This window comes from Emcibacter sp., assembly GCF_963675455.1.
Taxonomy (GTDB): domain Bacteria; phylum Pseudomonadota; class Alphaproteobacteria; order Sphingomonadales; family Emcibacteraceae; genus Emcibacter.
Genome location: NZ_OY776217.1, coordinates 925,223 through 945,989, shown reverse-complemented (window position 1 = coordinate 945,989; position 20,767 = coordinate 925,223). Strand labels below are relative to the sequence as shown.

General features: G+C 55.3%; 21 protein-coding genes. 5 read left to right on the top strand and 16 right to left on the bottom strand.

The window, feature by feature from the left end; all coding sequences use genetic code 11:
* Window positions 1-16: 16 nt before the first annotated feature.
* The 4 genes from ACORNT_RS04340 to ACORNT_RS04325 all read right to left on the bottom strand — a co-directional run bounded on the left by ACORNT_RS04340 (window position 17) and on the right by ACORNT_RS04325 (window position 2,453).
* A complete protein-coding gene (locus ACORNT_RS04340; RefSeq protein ID WP_321395818.1) occupies window positions 17-526 on the bottom strand; it encodes a DUF1178 family protein in 510 nt (169 codons plus the stop codon).
* A 21-nt stretch (window positions 527-547) separates the two neighbouring features.
* A complete protein-coding gene (locus ACORNT_RS04335; RefSeq protein ID WP_321395816.1) occupies window positions 548-1,375 on the bottom strand; it encodes a carbon-nitrogen hydrolase family protein in 828 nt (275 codons plus the stop codon).
* Window positions 1,376-1,380: 5 nt separating this feature from the next.
* Entirely contained in the window at window positions 1,381-1,635 is a 255-nt protein-coding gene (grxC, locus tag ACORNT_RS04330; protein ID WP_321395813.1) for a glutaredoxin 3, read from the bottom strand.
* Window positions 1,636-1,745: 110 nt separating this feature from the next.
* Window positions 1,746-2,453: a ComF family protein gene (locus ACORNT_RS04325; RefSeq protein ID WP_321395811.1), complete on the bottom strand. Its 708-nt coding sequence runs from the start codon at window positions 2,451-2,453 to the stop codon at window positions 1,746-1,748.
* A gap of 90 nt (window positions 2,454-2,543) precedes the next feature.
* Here ACORNT_RS04325 and ACORNT_RS04320 point away from each other — a divergent pair, with 90 nt between their 5' ends.
* Entirely contained in the window at window positions 2,544-3,491 is a 948-nt protein-coding gene (locus ACORNT_RS04320; protein ID WP_321395808.1) for a methyltransferase domain-containing protein, read from the top strand.
* A 154-nt stretch (window positions 3,492-3,645) separates the two neighbouring features.
* On the opposite strand, the gene ACORNT_RS04315 is transcribed toward ACORNT_RS04320, so the two are convergent.
* The 5 genes from ACORNT_RS04315 to argJ all read right to left on the bottom strand — a co-directional run bounded on the left by ACORNT_RS04315 (window position 3,646) and on the right by argJ (window position 7,292).
* Window positions 3,646-4,416, bottom strand: a complete 771-nt coding sequence (locus tag ACORNT_RS04315) for a DUF3800 domain-containing protein (RefSeq protein ID WP_321395805.1) — start codon at window positions 4,414-4,416, stop codon at window positions 3,646-3,648.
* Between the two features lie 109 nt (window positions 4,417-4,525).
* On the bottom strand, window positions 4,526-5,035 hold the full coding sequence (locus ACORNT_RS04310; protein ID WP_321395802.1) for an ATP-binding protein: 510 nt from the start codon (window positions 5,033-5,035) through the stop codon (window positions 4,526-4,528).
* Window positions 5,036-5,059: 24 nt separating this feature from the next.
* Window positions 5,060-5,509 (bottom strand): 8-oxo-dGTP diphosphatase MutT, encoded by a 450-nt coding sequence (gene mutT, locus ACORNT_RS04305; RefSeq protein WP_321395799.1) that lies wholly within the window; start codon window positions 5,507-5,509, stop codon window positions 5,060-5,062.
* A complete protein-coding gene (locus ACORNT_RS04300) occupies window positions 5,502-6,047 on the bottom strand; it encodes a GNAT family N-acetyltransferase (RefSeq protein ID WP_321395795.1) in 546 nt (181 codons plus the stop codon). Before ACORNT_RS04300 ends, mutT begins: the two co-directional genes overlap by 8 nt.
* Window positions 6,048-6,050: 3 nt before the next feature.
* The gene (gene argJ, locus ACORNT_RS04295) at window positions 6,051-7,292 is read right to left on the bottom strand and encodes a bifunctional glutamate N-acetyltransferase/amino-acid acetyltransferase ArgJ (protein ID WP_321395791.1); all 1,242 of its coding nucleotides are present in this window, start codon (window positions 7,290-7,292) and stop codon (window positions 6,051-6,053) included.
* Window positions 7,293-7,517: 225 nt separating this feature from the next.
* Here argJ and secA point away from each other — a divergent pair, with 225 nt between their 5' ends.
* Window positions 7,518-10,268 (top strand): preprotein translocase subunit SecA, encoded by a 2,751-nt coding sequence (gene secA, locus ACORNT_RS04290; RefSeq protein ID WP_321395788.1) that lies wholly within the window; start codon window positions 7,518-7,520, stop codon window positions 10,266-10,268.
* Between the two features lie 66 nt (window positions 10,269-10,334).
* On the opposite strand, the gene ACORNT_RS04285 is transcribed toward secA, so the two are convergent.
* From ACORNT_RS04285 to ACORNT_RS04275, 3 genes are all read right to left on the bottom strand, one after another.
* Window positions 10,335-11,285 (bottom strand): acetyl-CoA carboxylase carboxyltransferase subunit alpha, encoded by a 951-nt coding sequence (locus tag ACORNT_RS04285; protein ID WP_420717540.1) that lies wholly within the window; start codon window positions 11,283-11,285, stop codon window positions 10,335-10,337.
* A gap of 123 nt (window positions 11,286-11,408) precedes the next feature.
* Window positions 11,409-12,335 carry a site-specific tyrosine recombinase XerD gene (locus ACORNT_RS04280; protein ID WP_321395782.1) on the bottom strand — a complete coding sequence of 309 codons (927 nt, stop codon included), beginning with the start codon at window positions 12,333-12,335 and terminating at the stop codon, window positions 11,409-11,411.
* A gap of 32 nt (window positions 12,336-12,367) precedes the next feature.
* Window positions 12,368-14,359: a hypothetical protein gene (locus ACORNT_RS04275; RefSeq protein WP_321395780.1), complete on the bottom strand. Its 1,992-nt coding sequence runs from the start codon at window positions 14,357-14,359 to the stop codon at window positions 12,368-12,370.
* Window positions 14,360-14,712: 353 nt separating this feature from the next.
* Between ACORNT_RS04275 and ACORNT_RS04270 the strand changes: the two genes are divergently transcribed.
* From ACORNT_RS04270 to ACORNT_RS04260, 3 genes are read left to right on the top strand one after another with little or no spacing between them, the layout of a single operon-like run.
* Complete coding sequence (locus tag ACORNT_RS04270) at window positions 14,713-15,336, top strand: shikimate kinase (RefSeq protein WP_321395777.1); 624 nt, start codon at window positions 14,713-14,715, stop codon at window positions 15,334-15,336.
* The gene (gene aroB, locus ACORNT_RS04265) at window positions 15,314-16,447 is read left to right on the top strand and encodes a 3-dehydroquinate synthase (protein WP_321395775.1); all 1,134 of its coding nucleotides are present in this window, start codon (window positions 15,314-15,316) and stop codon (window positions 16,445-16,447) included. Before ACORNT_RS04270 ends, aroB begins: the two co-directional genes overlap by 23 nt.
* A gap of 29 nt (window positions 16,448-16,476) precedes the next feature.
* Window positions 16,477-17,751: an HlyC/CorC family transporter gene (locus tag ACORNT_RS04260; protein ID WP_321395773.1), complete on the top strand. Its 1,275-nt coding sequence runs from the start codon at window positions 16,477-16,479 to the stop codon at window positions 17,749-17,751.
* Between the two features lie 21 nt (window positions 17,752-17,772).
* On the opposite strand, the gene ACORNT_RS04255 is transcribed toward ACORNT_RS04260, so the two are convergent.
* From ACORNT_RS04255 to ACORNT_RS04240, 4 genes are read right to left on the bottom strand one after another with little or no spacing between them, the layout of a single operon-like run.
* Window positions 17,773-18,138 (bottom strand): helix-turn-helix transcriptional regulator, encoded by a 366-nt coding sequence (locus ACORNT_RS04255; RefSeq protein ID WP_321395771.1) that lies wholly within the window; start codon window positions 18,136-18,138, stop codon window positions 17,773-17,775.
* Window positions 18,135-18,701, bottom strand: a complete 567-nt coding sequence (locus ACORNT_RS04250) for a Smr/MutS family protein (protein ID WP_321395768.1) — start codon at window positions 18,699-18,701, stop codon at window positions 18,135-18,137. Before ACORNT_RS04250 ends, ACORNT_RS04255 begins: the two co-directional genes overlap by 4 nt.
* The gene (locus ACORNT_RS04245) at window positions 18,679-19,938 is read right to left on the bottom strand and encodes a murein transglycosylase A (RefSeq protein WP_321395766.1); all 1,260 of its coding nucleotides are present in this window, start codon (window positions 19,936-19,938) and stop codon (window positions 18,679-18,681) included. Before ACORNT_RS04245 ends, ACORNT_RS04250 begins: the two co-directional genes overlap by 23 nt.
* Entirely contained in the window at window positions 19,931-20,638 is a 708-nt protein-coding gene (locus ACORNT_RS04240; RefSeq protein WP_321395763.1) for a Tim44/TimA family putative adaptor protein, read from the bottom strand. The genes ACORNT_RS04245 and ACORNT_RS04240 overlap by 8 nt, the downstream gene beginning before the upstream one ends.
* Window positions 20,639-20,767: the final 129 nt, after the last annotated feature.

The window sequence follows — 20,767 nt, the reverse complement described above, 5'->3', positions numbered from 1 at the left end:
TCGCCTGACCAGCCGTTCAGCTGTCCAGTTTATCTGATCCGGGGACCGGAAAAATATCGATGCCTTCTTCCAGCAACTCCTGGGTTTCTTCCAGGGTTGTCTGTCCGTAGATGCCCCGCTCCTCGGCTTCGCCGTTATGAATCTTGCGGGCTTCGTCGGCAAAACTGTCGCCCACATCCTCACAATTTTCCTGTACAAACTTGCGGTATTTGGCCATCACTTCATGCATATGCTCTGCCGCCCGCTTGACGTCCTCGGCGCTGATTTCGGGATTTTCCGGCACACCAGAGCTGGCGGAAACCCGAATATTATCCATGGACACCATCTCCTCGTCAAATCTGTCAGCGGATTGCCGGTTGCCTTTGGCAGAAATATTCGGCGCCATGACAGACTTGCTGATGTGGCTGTCACCACAGTGAGGGCAGACAATCTGTCCGGCAGACGCCTGATCTTCATAGGCCTCGCTGTTGCGGAACCAGGCTTCGAATATATGATTCTCTGCACATTTCAGATCAAATACTATCATCACTTTTTCCGATCCGGTCCTTTATGCCGGACCTGCTATTTGCCGGTCATGTTGCAGGGAAGGTATATTCGCCCGCGCCTTGCCAACCAGCATTAAATCTATTTCCACCAGACTGAGGCCCGGTTTGTCTCCGCCATCCGCCAGAATATTGCCCCAGGGATCAATGACCAGACTGTGGCCAAAGGTTTCACGCCCGCTGGCGTGCCTGCCGGTCTGGGCCGGCGCAAAAACAAAGGCGCCATTCTCAATCGCCCGCGCTTTCAGCAACGTGTGCCAGTGGGCTTCCCCGGTCTGTCTTGTGAAAGCAGCCGGGACTGATAACATGACCGCACCGCCTTGCGCAAGTTTTCTATAGAGATGGGGAAACCTGAGATCATAACAGATCGTCAGCCCCATCCGGCCCCAGGGCAGGTCCGCCAGCACCGCCTGATCACCCGCATGATAGGACCGGCTTTCGCGGTACTGCTCCCCATTGGGTAAATCTACATCAAACATATGAATCTTGTCATAACGATGCCTGATCTCGCCATCCGGCCCGAACACAAAGCAGCGGTTGGCCACTTTTTCCCCGAGCAGGATCGGCATGGAGCCGATCAACAGCCAGATGCCAAGCTCCTTCGCCAAAGCGGCAAACTGCTTCACTGAAGGGTCATCCTCTTCACGATGGATTTTTTCGAACAGGGCTTTGCGGCTCAGTTCCAGGATCGTGGTGGTCTCCGGGGTCATCACCAGATCGGCGCCGCCTTCGGCAGCTTCACGGATAAAGGCCTCGACGGTCGCCATATTTTCCGCCACTACGTTGGAAGAAGTCATCTGGACCAGACCGATGGTGAATTTTTCCCCTGTCATATGCTTCAGGCCAGCAGGGGGTCGAGCTTACCGGCCCGCTCGAGCGCAAACAGGTCGTCACAGCCGCCAACATGCTTGTCGCCGATAAAAATCTGCGGCACTGTTCGACCGCCGCCGGAACGTTCCATCATGGTCGCCCGCTGGTCCGGATGCTCACCCACATCGATTTCCTCAAATTCCTGGCCCTTGGACTTCAGCAGCTTTTTCGCCCGGATACAATAGGGGCAGAACATGGTGCTATATATTGTAATTTTTGCCATAATACTATTCACTCCTGATTGGCAGTCCCTGAGAATTACCGTCGTTTTTGGTTCCCGTCATATATATGCCGTCCGGCAATAGTTTCAATATACCGCCAATATACCGTCACTCATAACATCCCCGGACGCACCACCCTGGCAATGGTCAGGCCGAACACCTTCTCCGCTCCCTGCCGCTTAAGTTCTCTGGCGCAACTTTGCAGAGTCGCTCCGGTGGTATAGACATCATCCACCAGCAAAATGCGGCGCCCTTCGATCAGTTCCTGGCACCCCTTCTGGATCGAGAAGGCCGCCCGCACGTTTTTCTGCCGAAGCGTATAGTTGCCCTCCTGTGGTATGGTCGCCTTATGCCGCCGCAACACAAGCCCTTCCCAGGGCAGGCCAGTTCTGCTGGAAAGACATCCGGCCAGCAGGGCCGCCTGGTTATAGCGGCGCCGGATCAGGCGGCGCGGATGCAGCGGCACCGGCAGGATCAGATCTGTTTCCGTGAAAAACTCACGCCCGGCCTGCATCAGAAGATCGCTCAGAAAAGGGGCGAGCTCGGTCCTGTCCCCATGTTTAAAGCCCAGCAGCAGCGGCCGGCTTCCCCCGTCATAGGTGAGGGCGCTGCGCACCCGGTCAAAATGGCGTTCATGGGCATGGCAGACCCCGCAATAGACCTCGCCGCCGCGGTCATGGGGGAACGGATAGCCACAGCAATTGCAGGACGGCCCCGACAGAAACGAGAGAGAGAACCAGCAGCCGGCACACAGTTTTCCGGCATCGGGCAGAAAGTCGCCGCAGCCGGGACAGCGCGGCGGCAGCAACAGATCGAGCATGAACCGGCCCGAGCCGGAGAGAAACCGGCCGGGAAGAGTCCCGTTTGAAATTTGCTTTTCCTGAACCCCGAATAATGTCATACAGGCAGTATGACAAACAGCGACTGGTCCGACAAGAAAGAACAGAATCCCTTTGCCCCGCAGACGGCGGTCGTCTTCGACCGGCGGCAGGTACGGCTGCACCGGGACCGGGCCGCGCCGATCTTTGAAAATCATGACTTTATGTTTCGGGAAGTGGCCGACCGGTTGTGTGACAAGCTGCTGGATGTAAACCGGACGTTTCACAAAATCCTCGACCTCGGCAGTCACCGGGGCGAGCTGGGCGCCCATTTGCTGAAAGATCAGCCCGAGCTTCTGATCCGCCAGGACCTGTCCCGCAGGATGCTGGAATATACCGGCGGCACCAACGTCCAGGCGGATGAGGAATTTCTGCCCTACCGGGCCGAAAGCCTGGATCTGGTGATGAGCAACCTGAGCCTGCACTGGGTCAATGACCTGCCGGGCAGCCTGATCCAGATCCGCAATATCCTCAAACCCGACGGGCTTTTTCTCGGCGCCATGTTCGGCGGCGACACCCTGACCGAATTACGGCAAAGCCTGATGCAGGCGGAGATCAATATGGACCGGGGCACCGCCCCCCATGTCAGTCCCTTCGTCGATGTGCGGGATGCGGGATCATTGCTGCAGCGGGCCGGGTTCGCCCTGCCGGTGGTCGATACGGACCGGATCACGGTGACCTACAGGGACGCCCTGTCGCTGATGACCGAACTTCGCGGTATGGGCGAGAGTAATGCGCTCCACAAAAAATTCAGGGGTTTTTCCAGCCGGGAAATGATCATGGAAACGGCAAGGGTTTATCAGGACCTGTTCGCCGACGAGCGCGGCCGCATTAAAGTGACCTTTGATATCCTCTATCTGATGGGCTGGGCCCCCCATGAAAGCCAGCAAAAACCCCTGAAGCCCGGCAGCGCCAAAATGCGCCTCGCCGATGCGCTGGGGGTGAAAGAACAAAGCACCGGGGATAAGGCGGGCAGTTAAGTCTTTGACTAGACTCTATTTTTTGAATTCAACTGAAATTGAATAACTTATTGATTCTTATGGGAATTTATGATATACATTACATGTAATCTGAACCTAGGCACAACCTAGTAGTAGGATTGCCCCGGGAGGACTTCGGTCCTCCCCTATTTATTTACGGGTATTCCACAATTCCAAATTTATTAGTTCTTGATGCATTGTTGTTCAAGACCGGCGCCAATCTGAAATAGTATTTATCTGCCCCTTTGGATTTCACATACTTGTTTGGGTTATAGTACTGCATTAAGAAATAAGCACAAACATCACAAGCCTGAATAGGCAGACTCATAACGGAGTCTTTAAAGTGGGGATCTTCGATTACCCTTTGTATGGGAAGCGGGCGAAAGCCTCTGCCACCCACATTAGGAACAGGATTGTAGACAGACATTTTCCGAACAAGTTTTATCAATTTCCCACCATCGGTGTTATCAGTAATCGCAATGCCCTTGTCGCTTGTCTGGCTTCTTGGAAAATTCCCCCAACCAAGCGTATTTTCAAATCGCTGAAAAAGATATTTCCATGCAGTAATAAAAATATCATCCCCTTCAGCAAACATCCGCCTTCGCAGAAACTCTTGTTTGTTTATAACAACGCTAGTAATTGCTATAGGCATTTTGGCAAGCTCATCAATAAAATTGCGCATCAGAGCTAACCGTTCATACTTTGGAATATTAAAAACTTGTTTTCTTAAGTACTCCACAGCATGGATTTCTGCCCTTAATGGCAAACCATAAGAGTCTCGCAACACCCTCCTAAATTGAACTAGTCTATCAATAAAAAGCTGCCAGTCCTGCTCGTGGACAACTATCGAAGATAGTATGAAATACTTAGTGATATTGACGTTGTGACCCGGATCACCACTCTCATCTACATACATAAGATACATTTTCGATTCTCCACCTATAGTAGAAAATAATATCCTTATACATAGTTTCCAGCAATAGCCTTGTTGCCGCGCATAACCAGCTCAAAGAAAAATTGAGGCAATAAAGGGATTAACTTACTCGCACGCCGTTCAGGGCCGTCATCTCAGCCTCATGGGGTGCTTCCCAGATGCCTTCCATAAAATCAAACATCTCCCGGTCCACTTCCATGGCGAAGGTTTCACCCTTTTCCGCATTGCGCTTCTCGACCCGCCTCCAGCGTTCACCGGCCGGCACATCGATAAAATGAAGCCGCAGGGGAAATCCGGCTTCCGCGGCCAGTTCGGCGATTTTCCGCCGGTGATCGCGCCGGGTAAACCCCAGATCCAGAACCACAGCTATTCCCTTTTCCGCCAGACGCCGGACCAGGATCCAGATCTGGCTTTCGCAGCGGTCTATCCGTTCCATGGCCCAGTCGTGGCGAATGGGTTCCGGGCTGTCCATCCAGAACAGGGTCGTCATCCATTCATCAATGGGGAAATGAATGGCGCCCAGCTCTTCCGACAGCTTCAGCGCATGGGTGGTCTTGCCGGCCCCGGTGGAGCCACAGACCAGATGCACCAGATAAGTTGTCTCAGACATTATTGTATCCCCGGATTATTATTTTTACAGGAAATCCCGGATCATGGCGATCAGCGGTTCGTCCGCCGGCGGCATGGGATAGTCCCGGAGCTCATTGATCCTGACCCATTTCAGCGCCTGTCCCTCCAGCCCCTGGACAATGCCGTCCCAACGACGGCACAGGAAACAGGGCATCAGCAGATGGAATTTCTCATAACTATGTGAAGCAAAGGTGAAAGGAGCGAGACAGGCCTCGGTAATATCGATATTCAGCTCTTCCTTCAATTCCCGGATCAGGGCCCGTTCCGGGGTTTCGCCGCCTTCCAGCTTGCCGCCGGGAAATTCCCACAGGCCGGCCATGCTTTTGCCTTCCGGCCGCTGGGCCAGCAAAATACGGCCGTCAATATCGACCATGATCACCGCCGCCACGGTGATGACGGGCAGGGGGCCTTCGGGGCGGTTCGGGATATCGGGACAGAGTTTTTCTTCAGCCATTCTTTTGCCAGTCTTCTTTCTTGAGCCGGAAAAATTCCCCGCAACCGTGCTCGTGACCGCAGCGGGCGAATTCTTCAGGCGTTTGTCCCTCAAATATAAAGCCCGCTTTTTCCAGAATCCGCTGCGACCCTTTGTTATCAGCCGAGGTCTGGGCGACAATCTCCCGGATCGGGGAATGAGTGAAACAGCCCGCTACCACCGCCCTGAGAAGTTCAGTGCCAAAGCCCTTGCCCCAGGCGGAACGGGCGAGCCAGTAGCCCACCTCGGATACCTCGTCGAAGGAAAAGACCCTGACGCCGCCAACCTGTTCGCCGGTCTCCCGGTCAAAGGCCCCGTAAGAAGCCCCGTTACCGGCCGCCCAGTCCTTGTCGCGGGCCCGGATCATGTCCAGCCCGTCCTGTTCGGAGAAAGGAAAAGGCACATTGGTGCTGAGCCAGCGGGTCACTTCCCAGTCCGAAAAGATGGCCGACATCTGGACGGCATCTGCCGGTTCAAAGGGCCGGAGGGTCAGTCTTTCCGTTTCGATGGTTCGGATCATCGCCTAACTCCGATAATCCGCATTAATATCAATATAGCCGTGGGTCAGATCACAGGTCCAGACAGTGGCCTTGCCCGGACCGCCGACCCCCGCATCCACAAAGATGTCGATGTCCCGGCCTTTCAGATGAGCCGTACAGGCGTCCTCGTCATAGTTTTTCGAGGCCATACCCGCTTCGGTCAGGCGCTGGCCGCCGATTTCAATGATCAACCGGTCCCGGTCCGCCGCTTCGCCAGCCTTTCCCACGGCCATGACAATCCGGCCCCAGTTGGCGTCTTCCCCGGCAATGGCGGTCTTGACCAGCGGTGAATTGGCGATGGAAAGCGCAATCACCTTGGCGGCGCGGTCGTCTTCGGCCCCCTCCACGGTAATTTTGATGAATTTTGTCGCGCCTTCGCCGTCCCGCACCACCTGGTGCGCAAGATCGGTCATCAGGTCCTGGAAAGCCACCCGGAAATCAGCCAGACGCGGATCGGCGGGATCGGAAATTTCGGCACCGGCGCCGCTTTTGCCGCTGGCAAAGGCCAATAGCGTGTCAGAAGTGGAGGTATCGCTATCCACCGTGATGCTGTTAAAGGACGGTCCCACCGTTTCACTGAGTATCTGCTGTAAAACAGGAGACGTAATATCCGCATCGGTAAAGACATAGCCCAGCATGGTGGCCATATCCGGCGCAATCATGCCGCTGCCCTTGACGATGCCATTGAGAACACATTCACGGCCATCGATGACCGCATGCCGGGTTGCGCCCTTGGCAAAGGTGTCCGTGGTGCGGATGGCGTTCGCCGCCTGTTCCCAGCTCACGTCACTTTTCGCCGCCGCCTCGATATGGGTCAACATCCTGTCCGCCGGCAACACTTCGCCGATCACGCCGGTGGAGGACACATAGATCTGGTCATTATCTGCCCCGGTAACCCCGGCCGCCGTTTCAATACATTTCTGCATGGCGTCATCCCCGGCCCGGCCGGTAAAGGCGTTGGCATTGCCCGCATTGACCAGCAGCACCCGGGCCGGTTTCCCGGCCGCCAAGCACGTCCGGCACCAGTCCACCGGAGCCGAGCGGGTTTTGGACTTGGTAAAGACCCCCGCCACGGCAGCGCCTTCCGGAAAGCGCACCAGGAGCAGGTCGTCCCGCCCCTTGTATTTCAGTTCTGTGGAGGCAGTGCCCAGTTCAACACCCTCTATGACCGGCATCTCCGGGAAAAATTCCGGTGCGAGGGGAGATTTCTTATATTCTTTAGCCATCTTTCCAGCCTTAAACAATTGGTCACATTTTTCATGTTATAGGCGACTTTATAAAACAACTGAAGAAAAGCAGATAGCAGAATATGCAAAATTCTGCCGGTTTTCGGGTCAATTAGACGGATGAGTCATTGACAGCGCACCTGCACCGACTTATCTGTGCTAAACGTCTGAATGTATAAAAAGGCCGGCGGGGATTGCACCACAGGGGCCGCAAGGAATTAAACTATGTTGGGAATGGGCAAGCTTGCCAGAAAAGTTTTCGGGTCTTCCAATGAGCGTTATGTCAAGAGTCTGAATCCGCGCATCGAGGCCATCAACGCCCTTGAAGAAAACATCAGCGCCTTAAGTGATGAGGAATTGCGCGCCAAGACAGCGGAATTCCGGGCCCGCCTTGAAGAAGGCGCAACTCTCGACAGCCTGCTGAATGAAGCTTTCGCCGTCGTCCGGGAAGCCGCAAAACGAACCCTCGGCCTGCGTCATTATGATGTTCAGCTGATCGGCGGTATCGTCCTGCACGAAGGCAGGATTGCCGAAATGAAAACCGGTGAGGGTAAAACCCTTGTCGCTACACTTGCCGCCTACCTCAATGCGCTGCCCGGCAAGGGTGTGCATGTGGTCACCGTCAACGACTATCTCGCCCAGCGCGACAGCCAGTGGATGGGCAAGGTCTATGAATTCCTCGGCCTCAGCGTCGGCTGCATCATTCCCGCCATTGATGAAATGTCCCGCAAGGCCGCCTATCAGGCCGATATCACCTATGCCACCAACAACGAGCTGGGTTTTGATTATCTGCGCGACAATATGAAATTCCATCCGGACGCCATGGTCCAGCGCGACCCCGCCTATGCCATTGTTGACGAGGTCGACAGTATCCTTATTGACGAGGCCCGGACTCCGCTGATCATTTCCGGCCCGACCGAGGATAAATCCGAACTTTATGTGTCCATTAACAAGCTGATCCCGAGCCTCAATGACGAGGATTACGAGCTTGACGAAAAATCCAATAACATCAGCCTCACCGAAGAGGGCATGGAACATCTGGAACAGATCCTCCAGGACGCCGGCCTGATCGAAGGCGGCATGTATGATTACGGCAATGTGGCCGTGGTTCACCATGTCAACCAGGCGCTGAAGGCGCACAAGCTGTTCCAGGCGGAAAAGGATTATATCGTCAAGGACGGCCAGGTCGTGATCATTGACGAATTCACCGGTCGCATGATGGAAGGCCGGCGCTATTCGGATGGCCTGCATCAGGCCCTGGAAGCCAAGGAAGGCGTGGATATCAAAACCGAAAACCAGACCCTGGCCTCGGTGACTTTCCAGAATTATTTCCGCCTTTACGAGAAACTGGCCGGCATGACCGGTACCGCCGCCACCGAAGCGTCTGAATTTGCCGATATCTACGGCCTGGAAGTGGTCGAAATGCCGACCCATGTGCCGGTCGCCCGTAAAGACGAGGATGACGAGGTTTACCGGACCGCTGCCGAAAAATATAACGCCATCATCGACGTCATCGAAGACTGTCACAAGCGTCAGCAGCCGGTGCTTGTCGGCACCGTCAGCATCGAGAAGTCTGAATATCTCGCCGACCTGCTGAAAAAGCGCAAGATCAAACACAATGTGCTGAATGCCAAATTCCACGAACAGGAAGCCTATATCGTGGCCCAGGCCGGCCGGCCGGGCACCGTCACCATCGCCACCAACATGGCCGGACGCGGCACCGACATCCAGCTCGGCGGCAACCTGGAAATGCGCCTGCAGGAAGAAGTCTCCGACATCGAGGAAAGCGCCCGCGCCAAAGCGGCCGAGAAAATCTCTGCGGAAATCGCCCGGGACAGGGACATTGTCCTGGAAGCCGGCGGTCTGTGCGTGATCGGCACCGAACGGCATGAAAGCCGCCGCATCGACAACCAGCTGCGCGGCCGCTCCGGCCGTCAGGGCGACCCGGGTCAGTCCCGTTTCTTCCTCAGCATGGAAGACGACCTGATGCGTATCTTCGGTGGTGAGCGCATGGACAGCCTGATGCAGAAATTCGGTCTGGAGGAGGGCGAATCCATCATTCACCCCTGGATCAACCGGGCCATCGAAAAAGCCCAGCAGAAAGTGGAAGCCCGCAACTATGAGATCCGCAAAAACCTGCTGAAATTTGACGATGTGATGAACGACCAGCGCAAGGCCATCTATGAGCAGCGCAAGGAAGTGATGACCGCCGAGGAAGTCAGCGAAACCGTCGAGGACATGCGCCATGAAACGGTCGAGGACCTGGTCGCTGCCCATATCCCGGCCCGGGCCTACCCCGAGGAATGGGATACAAGCGGCCTGTCGGTCGAATTGCTGCGCCTGTTTGGCCGTGATTTCGATGTGGAAGACTGGGCCAAAGAAGAAGGTATTGACGCCCAGGCTTTCGAGAATCGCCTGATCGAGACAGCCGACAAATTCATGGAAGACCGGGCCACTGAAATCGGCTCCGACATCATGAAGCAGGTGGAAAAACAGATCCTGCTGCAAAGCATTGACAGTCACTGGAAAGAACATCTGGCCCAGCTTGACCATCTGCGTCAGGTCATACAGCTCAGGGCCTATGGCCAGCGTGATCCGCTCAACGAATATAAAACCGAAGCTTTCGGCATGTTTGAAAGCATGCTGAGCCAGACCCGCGAAAATGTGGTGATGCTCATGTCCCATATCCAGATCCAGCGGGAAGCCCCGGTGCCTGATCTGCCCGAACCGGAACTTGACGACCTGCAGACCAGTCACATTGATGCCACCACTGGCGAAAATGACGCCTACAGCGGCGGCATCAACCCCCGTGACCCGAAAACCTGGGGCGGTACGCCGCGCAATGCGCCCTGCCCCTGTGGATCAGGCGAAAAATACAAAAACTGCCACGGCAAGATCGTCCCTAAAGTCGGCCGCAATGATCCCTGTCCCTGCGGGTCCGGCAAGAAATACAAACATTGCCACGGAACGATCTAGATAATTTCATACACACAAAAAAAGCGCCGAATTTCGGCGCTTTTTCTTTTCTGGTGCAGATACTTTTTAAAGTCCCACATTCCCCATATTAAGGAATTTTTCCCGACGCAATTCACGCAGCTTGTCCGCCGACAGGGCAGACAGGTCGGTCAGCGCCTGGTCAATACCTTTGCCCAGGGCGTCGATGGTTTTGCCGTGATCCCGATGGGCGCCGCCGACGGGCTCGGGAATGATCTCGTCAATGACCTTCAGCTTCAACAGGTCCTGGGCCGTGATTTTCAGGGCTGTGGCCGCTTCTTCGGCTTTTTCATTGGTCCGCCACAGGATCGAGGCGCAGCCTTCCGGGCTGATCACACTGTAAACCGCATGCTCCATCATCAGAATCCGGTTGCCGGCCGCCAGCGCCACGGCGCCGCCGGAGCCGCCTTCGCCGACAATCACACTGACCAGCGGCACCTTCAGGGACAGACAGGCCTCGGTCGAACGGGCGATGGCTTCGGCCTGGCCGCGTTCCTCGGCTCCGACGCCGGGATAGGCGCCTGACGTATCGACCAGGGTGATCACCGGAATATCAAACTGTTCGGCCATTTTAAACAGGCGGATCGCCTTGCGGTAACCTTCCGGTTTGGCCATGCCGAAATTATGTTTGATCCGGCTCTGGGTATCATTGCCCTTTTCATGGCCAATCACCATCACGGACTGCCCCTTGAACCGGCCGAGACCGCCGGTAATGGCCGCATCGTCAGCAAAGTTGCGGTCGCCAGACAGCGGCATGAAATCCGTTATCATGGCGGAAATATAATCCGGAAAATGGGGCCGGTTCGGATGACGGGCCACCTTGATCTTCTGCCAGGGAGAAAGGCTGCTGTAGGTTTCCCGCAGCAGCTTGTCCAGTTTGGTCTCCAGACGAGTGACTTCCTCGGAGATATTCAGCTCATCCCCGCTCTCAAGGTTTTTCATATCCCGGATCTGGCTTTCCAGTTCCGCTATCGGTTTTTCAAAATCCAGATAAGTCAGCATGGACAGAATTTATTCCTACAGATTTTCAAGTGAAGGCCCTTATACCCCCCGATTGAGGAAAAATAAACGGTAAAATGGCCTTCTGCCCCTGCACCGCTTTCAGATAAGGTTTTCCTTATCTTATTCACTGCCCTTGCCCTTTCCGGCCAGGGGGTGCTTCTGCTGTACCAGGCTTCTCATCCTTTCCTCCAGAACATGGGTATAGATCTGGGTCGTGCTGATATCGGAATGTCCCAGCATTTTCTGCACCGCCCGCAAATCAGCCCCGTTGGCCAGCAGATGGGTGGCAAAAGCGTGGCGCACCACATGCGGGCTGAGCCTGGACGGCAATATCCCGGCCTCTGCGCCCAGTTCCTTCAGAAGCTGGGCAAACCGGTGCCGGGTCAAATGCCCCTCACTGCTGCGTGACGGGAACAACCATTTGTTATTCTTGAAATTTTCGTCCTCTGACGTCAGGGCGTCTATATACTCGGCGCATGCGGCCAGGGCACGGCCGGACAGCGGGACCAGCCGCTCCTTGCCGCCTTTGCCCCGCACATACAGATAAGGCTGCCCGCTCCTCAGCGCCGCCAGCGGCAGGCCGACCAGTTCACTGACCCTGAGGCCGGACGCATAGAGAAGTTCCACAAGCGCTTTCAGTCGCAGCGATCTGATATCGTCTTTTTCCTCTGCCTGGAGCCGGGCCGTTTCCAGAAGCTGGTCGACCTCCTGCTCCGACAGAAGTTTTGGCAGGGAACGGCCAAGTCGCGGCGACTCCATGTTCAGGGTCGGATTGTCGGTGCGTAATCCTTCCGCATGCAGGAATTTAAAAAACTGCCGCAGGCAGGACAGCTTGCGCGCCGCGGTGCTGGCGGCCAGCCCCTGCTTTTCCAGTCTGGAGAAATAGTCCCGGAGTTCGGCGCTACCGATTTTCAGCAGCGAGACAGTCGGCGTATTTTCCAGAAACTGCTGCAGATCGCGGCCGTAAGACTGCAATGTGTTGCGGGAAGCGGCCCGCTCAGTGGCCAGCATCTCCAGAAAGCTGCTGATCAGCCGCTGTTCTTTCATAAGCAGATTTTCAACCTCGTGCCATCCGGGCCCTAAAAGCCCCGTGAGGCAAGGGCCTCGAGCGCCACATTCCGGGCTTCGTCTTCAAGACCGAAGGTTCTCAACGCCCTGACCACCGTGCTCAGTCCGGTACCGTCCAGTGCGGACGGACCTTCCGGTCCCAGCGCCACAAGCGAGAGCAAAGCCCCTTCCCCGAAGCGGTCTTCCCGGGCCGCCTGGATCAGGCTGCGCCAGACTGACGGCTGGATGGTATAAAGCTCGGCTTCCAGCATGCCGGGTCCCGCCTGCTGCCACATCTGTTCCGGCACCCGATGACCAAGCGCTTCGGTCAGACTGAAAAGAAGAGCAGCCTTGTTGTCCCGTTCCGTGCGGGACAGGACCATCTGTCCGTTCCACCAGAGATCGAGAATATCCATTGACCAGGGCAGTGAACCGTCATCGTCGGTGACCAGAAGCAGCGGCCAGATGTCCACCAGGGCCTTTGTCGCGTCTGCACTTCCGGCAAACGCCTGACCCCGGACAAACTCATACCAGGATTTGGCCTGGTCATGGTCGCCGGCCAGAAGCAGAGCCCGGACGATATGATGCGTGTGCTGCACCAGTTCCTGAGAAGGGACCAGCGTTCTGACCGTCTGCTCATTCAAAAGCGCCGCCCGCGCCAGATCATTTTTCTCCAGCGCCCGGTCCCAAATGGTTTTAAGAAGTCCGGCCTTCCTCTGGATATCCGCCTCTTTGGCTGCCGCCTGATAAAGCAACACATCGGCCAGAACCGTCTCATCCACCGCGGCCAGGGTCTCGGCGCTTTGCAGTTCCGAGTCTGAAAATTCCTGAAGGTTATAAATCGCGCGCAGGGTTTTCAGGGGAAACCAGCCCCTGTCATAGGCATGCGCGGCCGCTTCCAGCCGCACTTCTTTTGAAAGATTGGAATTCCCTGCCACCGCATAAAGGACAAGCGGCGAGGACTGGGCCAGAAGTTCCACAGCCGCCGGCTGTCCAAGTGTTGTCAAAAGACTGTAGGTAAGGGGATCCAGACTGCCATAGCCGTAGGGAACAATGTCCCCGGCGGCGCCGGCACCGGCCAGCAGCTTGTTGATCAGGTCAAAAAAGGCAAAGTCGGGACTGCCGGATTCCTGCAGCAGCTCGAGGGCCAGACCGGCGCCTTCCGCATTGCCCTCCAGCGCCCGGCAATAGGCCAGGATCTTCAGCCAGTAGGTTCTTTCCGACGACTGGTTGATATCGTCAATGGCCTGACGGGTCATCCTGCAGGCGGCTGAAAAATCACCGGCAAGCAGCAGAATATCCGATACTTCCCTGTCCGGATTCAGTGTTCCTTCGGGCAGAATCTGGAAAAAGGAGGACAACTGTTTCAGGTCACCTGTTTCGCGGATCTTGGTTATTCTGGCATTCAGAAAAGATCTGTCAGGCGTTGCTCCCGAATAGCTATTCTGGCTGGTGCGAACGGGCACCTGCGCTGCCGTGAGCAGCAGGCGTTCGGTCAGCGCCTGCATTACCGGGGATTTACTCCCTGCCGGCAGGGCTGTCATCATCAGGACAATTCTGTCCAGGTCGCTGCCCCGCCACATGCTCCGGGGAAATCCGTCACCGGCTTCTGTCATCAGGCCGAATGAAGCCGGATCTTCCTCGCCCAGTTCCGCAACCTGGACTTCCCCGTCCAGCCCCGGCACGTCAGAGGTTATAATTTCCGCACCTCCCGTCCGGCTTCCGGAATCAAGGGGCACCGGAAGCTCGCCTGCCCCGGCAGTGTTTGCCGGAAAATAGGGCCCCGGTTCGGTATCTGGAAACAGAATGGATTTCGGCGGCTCATCGGCCGGCAAGAAATCATCATCCGGCACCTGTCCCTGACCTTCAGTCGTGACATCTACAGGAACATTCTGCCCGCTCACCTCTTCTGCCGGAAGGTTCCGTTCTGTCTGGGCCTGGCTATATTGGGCCTGTGTAAACTGGAAAAAGGCGACAACTGCCAGCCCTGCCAGAAGGGGTTTTACCAAGAATTTCCTCGCCATATTCACTTATCCAGGTTTTTGTCCGGGGTTTTATTTGGGAAACATATCATCGGGCAGGGTTTTTTCCGTATGTTCCGTCGGGGCCGGGATATCCGTCGTCATCAGATAACCAGCGCCGCCGCCAATCAGAAATATCAACAACATAATTACGATTAACCAGAATTTACCCATTGGTTCGTTTGTACCCCGCCGTCATTGTTCAAATTCGGGACGCCATTTTCGTCGCCCTGTTGGGACGCCATATTAGCGGCCCAATTCCAAAGCGTAAAGCTGCAAGAAGATTATGTTTATTTAATGACTAACCAATCTGCCGACTTCCCAGCGGGTCAAAGCCATGCTAAGAGGAAATCAGTATGAAAAGATTGAGAAAAAAAACCAGAAAAAAGCCCATACCCAGACTGAGATACCCCCTGACCAAAAGCCTTGCGCTGGTCGGGCTGATGGGCGCCGGAAAAACCACCGTCGGCATGCGTCTTGCGCGCCGGCTAGGCATACCGTTTGTGGATTCCGATGCAGAAATTGAAGTAGCTGCCGGACATACGATCAGCGAAATATTTGAAAAATTCGGTGAACAGAATTTTCGGGACGGCGAACGCAAAGTCATTGACCGGCTGATTTCCGGCCCCAATATTGTCCTTGGGACCGGTGGCGGCGCTTTCATGGACGAAAATACCCGCAAGACCCTGAAAGCAAAGGCCATCACCATTTGGCTGCGCGCCGACATTGAGCTTCTGGTGGAGCGCACTTCCCGCCGAAATACCCGGCCGCTGCTGAAAAAAGGCAACCCGCGGCAGATCCTGCGCGACCTTGCGGCAAAAAGATACCCGGTTTATGCCGAGGCGGATATCTGTGTGGAAAGCGGCGCCGGCGCCCACGAAGAAGTTGTCAATACCATCATCCACAGGCTAAACCATTATCTGGCAGAAGAAAGAAATCGAAACAAAGGCGACAATAATGACCAACCCGGAAACCGTTGAGAAACTCTCTGTTGACCTGGGTGAGCGGAGCTACGATATCATTATCGGAACCAACCTCCTGGACCGGGCCGCAGACTATATAAAAGAAATTCTCCACCACCAGCGCACCATAATCGTGACGGACGAAAATGTTGCCCGCCATCAGTTGCCGCGTCTGGAAAAGTCGCTCAGGGACGGCGGGATAGAATTCGAAACCATCATCCTGCCGGCTGGTGAAAGCACCAAAAGCTTTGCGCAGCTTGAAAAATTATGCGAGCGGTTGCTGGAGCACCGGCTGGAGCGCAAGGACATGATTATCGCCTTTGGCGGCGGTGTGATCGGCGACCTCACCGGCTTTGCCGCCAGCATCCTGCGCCGGGGCATGGACTTCATTCAGATTCCGACCACTCTTTTGTCCCAGGTCGACAGTTCCGTCGGCGGGAAAACCGGCATCAATACGGGCCAGGGCAAGAACCTGGTCGGCAGTTTTCATCAGCCGCGGCTGGTACTGGCCGATGTCACCACGCTGGATACCCTTCCGGCGCGCCAGGTTCTGGCAGGATATGCAGAGGTGGTCAAATACGGCCTGATCGGGGATCGTGATTTCTTCCTGTGGCTGGAACGAAACGGCCGCGACCTGATCAATGGAGACCGGCAAAAACAGATCCATGCCATCAAAACAAGCTGTACGGCCAAGGCCCGGATTGTGGCCGAAGACGAAAAAGAAACCGGACGGCGCGCCCTTCTGAACCTGGGCCATACCTTCGGTCACGCCATTGAAGCGGAATGCGGTTATAACGACACCATATTTCACGGTGAGGCCGTCGCCATCGGCATGGTCATGGCTTTTGACCTGTCGGTAAAAATGGGCTTGTGCCCTGAACAGGATGCCGCCCGCGTTTCGGCCCATCTGGTCTCGATCAACCTGCCAGTCCGGCTGACCGGCACAGACCATCCCGTCTGCAACGTGAAGATGACGGCCGATCGTCTGATGGAACATATGGCGCAGGATAAAAAAGTTGCCGACGGCACACTTACATTTGTGTTAGCCTCCGAAATCGGTAAAGGCTTCCTGACCCAGGATGTGGACCCCGATAGGGTCAGGGAAATACTTGAACTGAGCCTCTACTGACCCATATTGACGGAACAATGCAGATAGCCATGGAAACCGAACTTATTTTAACTGCTCTTGCAATCCTGTTTCTTATTCTGCTCTCGGGATTTTTTTCCGGGTCGGAAACCAGTCTGACGGCTGCCTCCGCCTCCAACATGCACAAGCTGGCACGGGAAGGAAACAAGCGGGCAACATTGGTTGAACGCCTGATCAGCGATGCGGAAAGCCTGATCGGGGCGATCCTGCTTGGCAACAATCTGGTCAATATTCTGGCTTCCGCCCTGGCCACCTCGGTCTTTATCGAACTTTTCGGTGACGTCGGTGTGGTCTATGCCACCATTGCAATGACCGTGCTGGTGCTGGTTTTCGCAGAAGTCCTGCCCAAAACATACGCCATTTCCAATCCGGATAAACTGGCGCTGACCGTGGCGCCCCTGATCCGGGTCATTGTATTTCTGTTTTCCCCGGCCGTGCGAACTGTGCAGATCGTGGTCCGGGCGACACTGAAAATTTTCGGCATTGATATCACCGACCAGCAAAAAGTCCTGTCTCCCCATGACGAAATCCGCGGCGCCATTTCGCTTCAGGCCCACGAAGGCGGGCTGGTCAAGGAACACAAGGATATGCTGGCCAGCATCCTTGATCTGGAAAGCATCCATCTGGAGGATGTCATGGTCCACCGCAAAAATGTGGAGATGATTAATGCGGACGACAGCATGCAGGAAATTCTGGAGCATGTTGTGCAAAGTCCCTATACCCGGCTGCCGCTGTGGAAAGAGGATCCGGACAATATTATCGGCGTCATTCACGCCAAGGACCTGCTCAGGGCCATAAAGGCCCGGAACGGTGACCTGGACAAGATTACCCTCGAGGAAATCACACAGGACCCGTGGTTTGTCCCCGAAACAACAAGCCTGCAGGAACAATTGGCCGCCTTTCTGGAACGAAAACTTCATTTTGCCCTGGTTGTGGATGAATATGGCGCCCTGATGGGCATTACTACCCTGGAGGATATTCTTGAGGAAATCGTCGGCGAAATCACCGATGAACATGATCCACACCAGACGGGTATCCGGGAACTCAAAAACGGCTCGGTTATTGTGGAAGGTACAACCTCGATCCGTGACCTGAACCGGCAGTTCAACTGGAACCTGTCTGACGAAGAGGCCACGACGATCGCCGGTTACATCATCGATCTGGCGGAAGCCATTCCCCTGCCGGGACAGAAATTCTCCATCAACGGCTTCTCCTTTGAAGTCCTGCGCCGCCGCCGGAACCAGATCACCTCTATACGCATCCAGCTGGAGCAGCCGGGGAACTGAGCCCAGGCCCGAAAACTGCCTTCAGGAAAGCTCTTCTTTATTCTCGAGATAATTGAGGATGTTGACCACTTCCTCATGGGACAGCCTGTGGATATTGCGCGACAGCATATTGACCAGTTTGGTCGCTTCGGGACTTAACCCTGCGGTGTCGATGGACATTTTCGGGTGGGACAGGCGAGCCAGTTCTTCCAGATCCTCCGCATCATCCCAGATCAGATCGAAATAGGTGATAATCTGCTGGACCAGCGCCCAGGAAGGCCGCCCCCTGTGGCCGTGTTCCAGAGCGGAAAGATAGGCGGCGCTGACACCGAGATCCTTGGCCATCTGTTTCTGGCTCACGTTTCTTTGTTTTCTTATTTCCCGAACCTTGCGGCCAAACGGCGTCATTTATCCTCCTTTTTCAAGATGACATACAGGGCGCCTTCCCCTCCATGTTCCCGGTTAGCGGAGAAAAAAGATACTACAGAACCACGCAGATCGCCAGAGGACAGCCAGTTCGGCACCTGGTCCCGCAACACGCCGCGTCGATATTCAAAATCACGCATGGACATCCCGGCAAAATCCCTTTTCGGCCCGCCCTTGCCGGTAATCACCAGAATAACCCGTTTGCCGGACGCCCTTGCCCTGTGGATATAACCTGACAGGACGCCATAGGCCCGGTCCTGGGTCATACCGTGCAGATCGATTTTGCCTTCCACAGACACCTTGCCGCGGCGGAGTTTTTGTTGCCAGTTGTGATCAACCGCCACGACCGGGGCATGTTCCTGTCTTTGTGGAACCGGACGGGCGCGCGGGGTTACATGGCTGGCGGGCTTTTTCGCCGGCTTTCGGCCTGACGGAATCGCGTCTTCCTGTTCCGCCGGAACCAAATCCGGGCTTCGCTGCTGAACATCCCGGGTCACTTTTGACCACAGTTTCTTTTCTTCTTCAGTCAGACGGCGCCTGGTCATTTTCTGCTCCAGCATTTTCCATCCGAATGATAACTTCCTTCGGCAATAATAAATAATAGGTACCGGTTTCCTTCATTTGCCCGGCAATCCGCCCGGCCTCGTCACCGACGCCCCAGAAAATATCGCCCCGCACCCTGCCGCGAATGGCGCTGCCCGTATCCTGGGTCACCATAAGTCTCCTGAACGGGACTTGGCCGGTAACCGTATTCTCCGGTTCGATATCAAGCCAGACCGGTATGCCGAGCGGTATATTTTTCGGATCGATAGCCAAGGATCTGCCGGCGGTCAGGGGGACACCAAGTGTTCCGACCGGACCGGCGGCCTCGAGATGACGGAAAAAGATATAGGACGGGTTGCGCCACATAAGCTCCCGGGCCCGCTGCGGGTTATTTTCCATCCAGCTGCGGATGGCCTGCATGGACATTTCGGCCCGGCTGATTTCCCCTTCCTCGATCAGGAATTTTCCCACCGCCCGGTAAGGTCGGCCGTTTTTTGCCGCATACCCGACCCGGAGAAGATCGCCGTTCTCCAGCCGGATCACACCCGATCCCTGAATATGCAGAAAAAAGGCATCCTCGGGCCGCTTGAGCCAGACAAGCTCCAGACCGCGGTTATCCAGTCTGCCGCTTTCGATTTCCCGGCGGCTTTTATAGGGGATAAATTTTCCGTCCGTCACTTCACCGACAATCTTGCGGCCTTTCAGGCCGGGATCAAACTCACCCAGATCCAGAACCTGCAAATCATCCGGCACCGTGTAGAGAGGCACATTATAGTCCTCTGAAGGCTGCAAAGATCCTTCATATTCAGGGGAAAAATAGCCGGTAAACAATCCCTTTTCAGGCGCGCCTCCCGTCTCGTCAGTCAGTTTAACCGCCTGAAACCGGCGTTCCAGAAAGCTTCTGTTGTCCAGGTCCGAAGCCTCCTGCAGTTCCTGGCAGGGACCCAGCCAGTCCTCTACGGTCATCGGAACCGGGGAAGACGACACAATATATTCGACCGGCAGGGTAGACCATTTCTCACAGGTTTTTTCCAGCGCCTGCACTGCCGGCGACAGTTCATCCTCGGACCAGCCCGGCAATGCCGATAAATTCAGGACGGTATAGTCTTTTGGGGGCGGGGTCTCCGTCTGACCGGACTGCTGCTGCGGTTGCAGATAAAGGAATAAAAAGGCCAGACCGGCCGCCAGACCAAGGCCTGTCCCGAAACCAAAACCAAGGGACAGGAAACGTTTAGCCATTTCTGGTGGCTACCAGAGTCCAGTTGGGATCGGAACTTTTCACATCCCGGCAGAATGTCCAGATATCAGTCACTTTGACCGGTTCAGTGACATCCCCGGACATGATCCGGTTTTCCTCGTCCTTTGTGGACAGAACCATGTGACTGACATATCTGACGGTGATTTCCGCCATTGTGCCGGTAAGACTTACATCTTCAAGATCGATTCTTTCCACATCCATGAGCTTGTTATCAAAATGATGCCTGTCGGCTTTCATATCATCGATAACTTTGGAAAACTGGGCGAAAACCTCTTTGTTGAGCATATTGCGCAAATCGGTTTTGTCACCCTTCCAGAAGGCTTCCAGAATCATGCGGTAAGCATATTCAGCACCATCCAGGAATATATCCAGCGTAAAGGTACGATCGATATCCCTGATCTGGCACAGCACCCCGTAGAAGGGGGAATCCTTTTTCACTCCGACAGACGGTTCGTTTTCCGGAACATCATTTTCGCGCCTCTCGGAAGACCCGGCCTTGTCGCGCCGGATGGGAACCACATTGTCTTCCTCCGCCTGATGGCGGTCAAAGCTGCTCTGGTCTTCATCATCAGACCCGTCATAGCCCGTTCTGCTGCCCAGCACCTTACGTAACTGGAAAATAATAAATGCCGCAATCAGGGCCAGGATAATCAGTTCAATATTGTCAGATCCGCTGTCCATATTTTCTCTCTGTAATGCTGCAATATACCCGGAAAGGTCAGCTATTGTCCCTTCTGCCCCTTGGCGAAAGGAAATTATTGCATATATGTTGTTCTATATATAGGACGAACCTGAAATTATTTGAATACA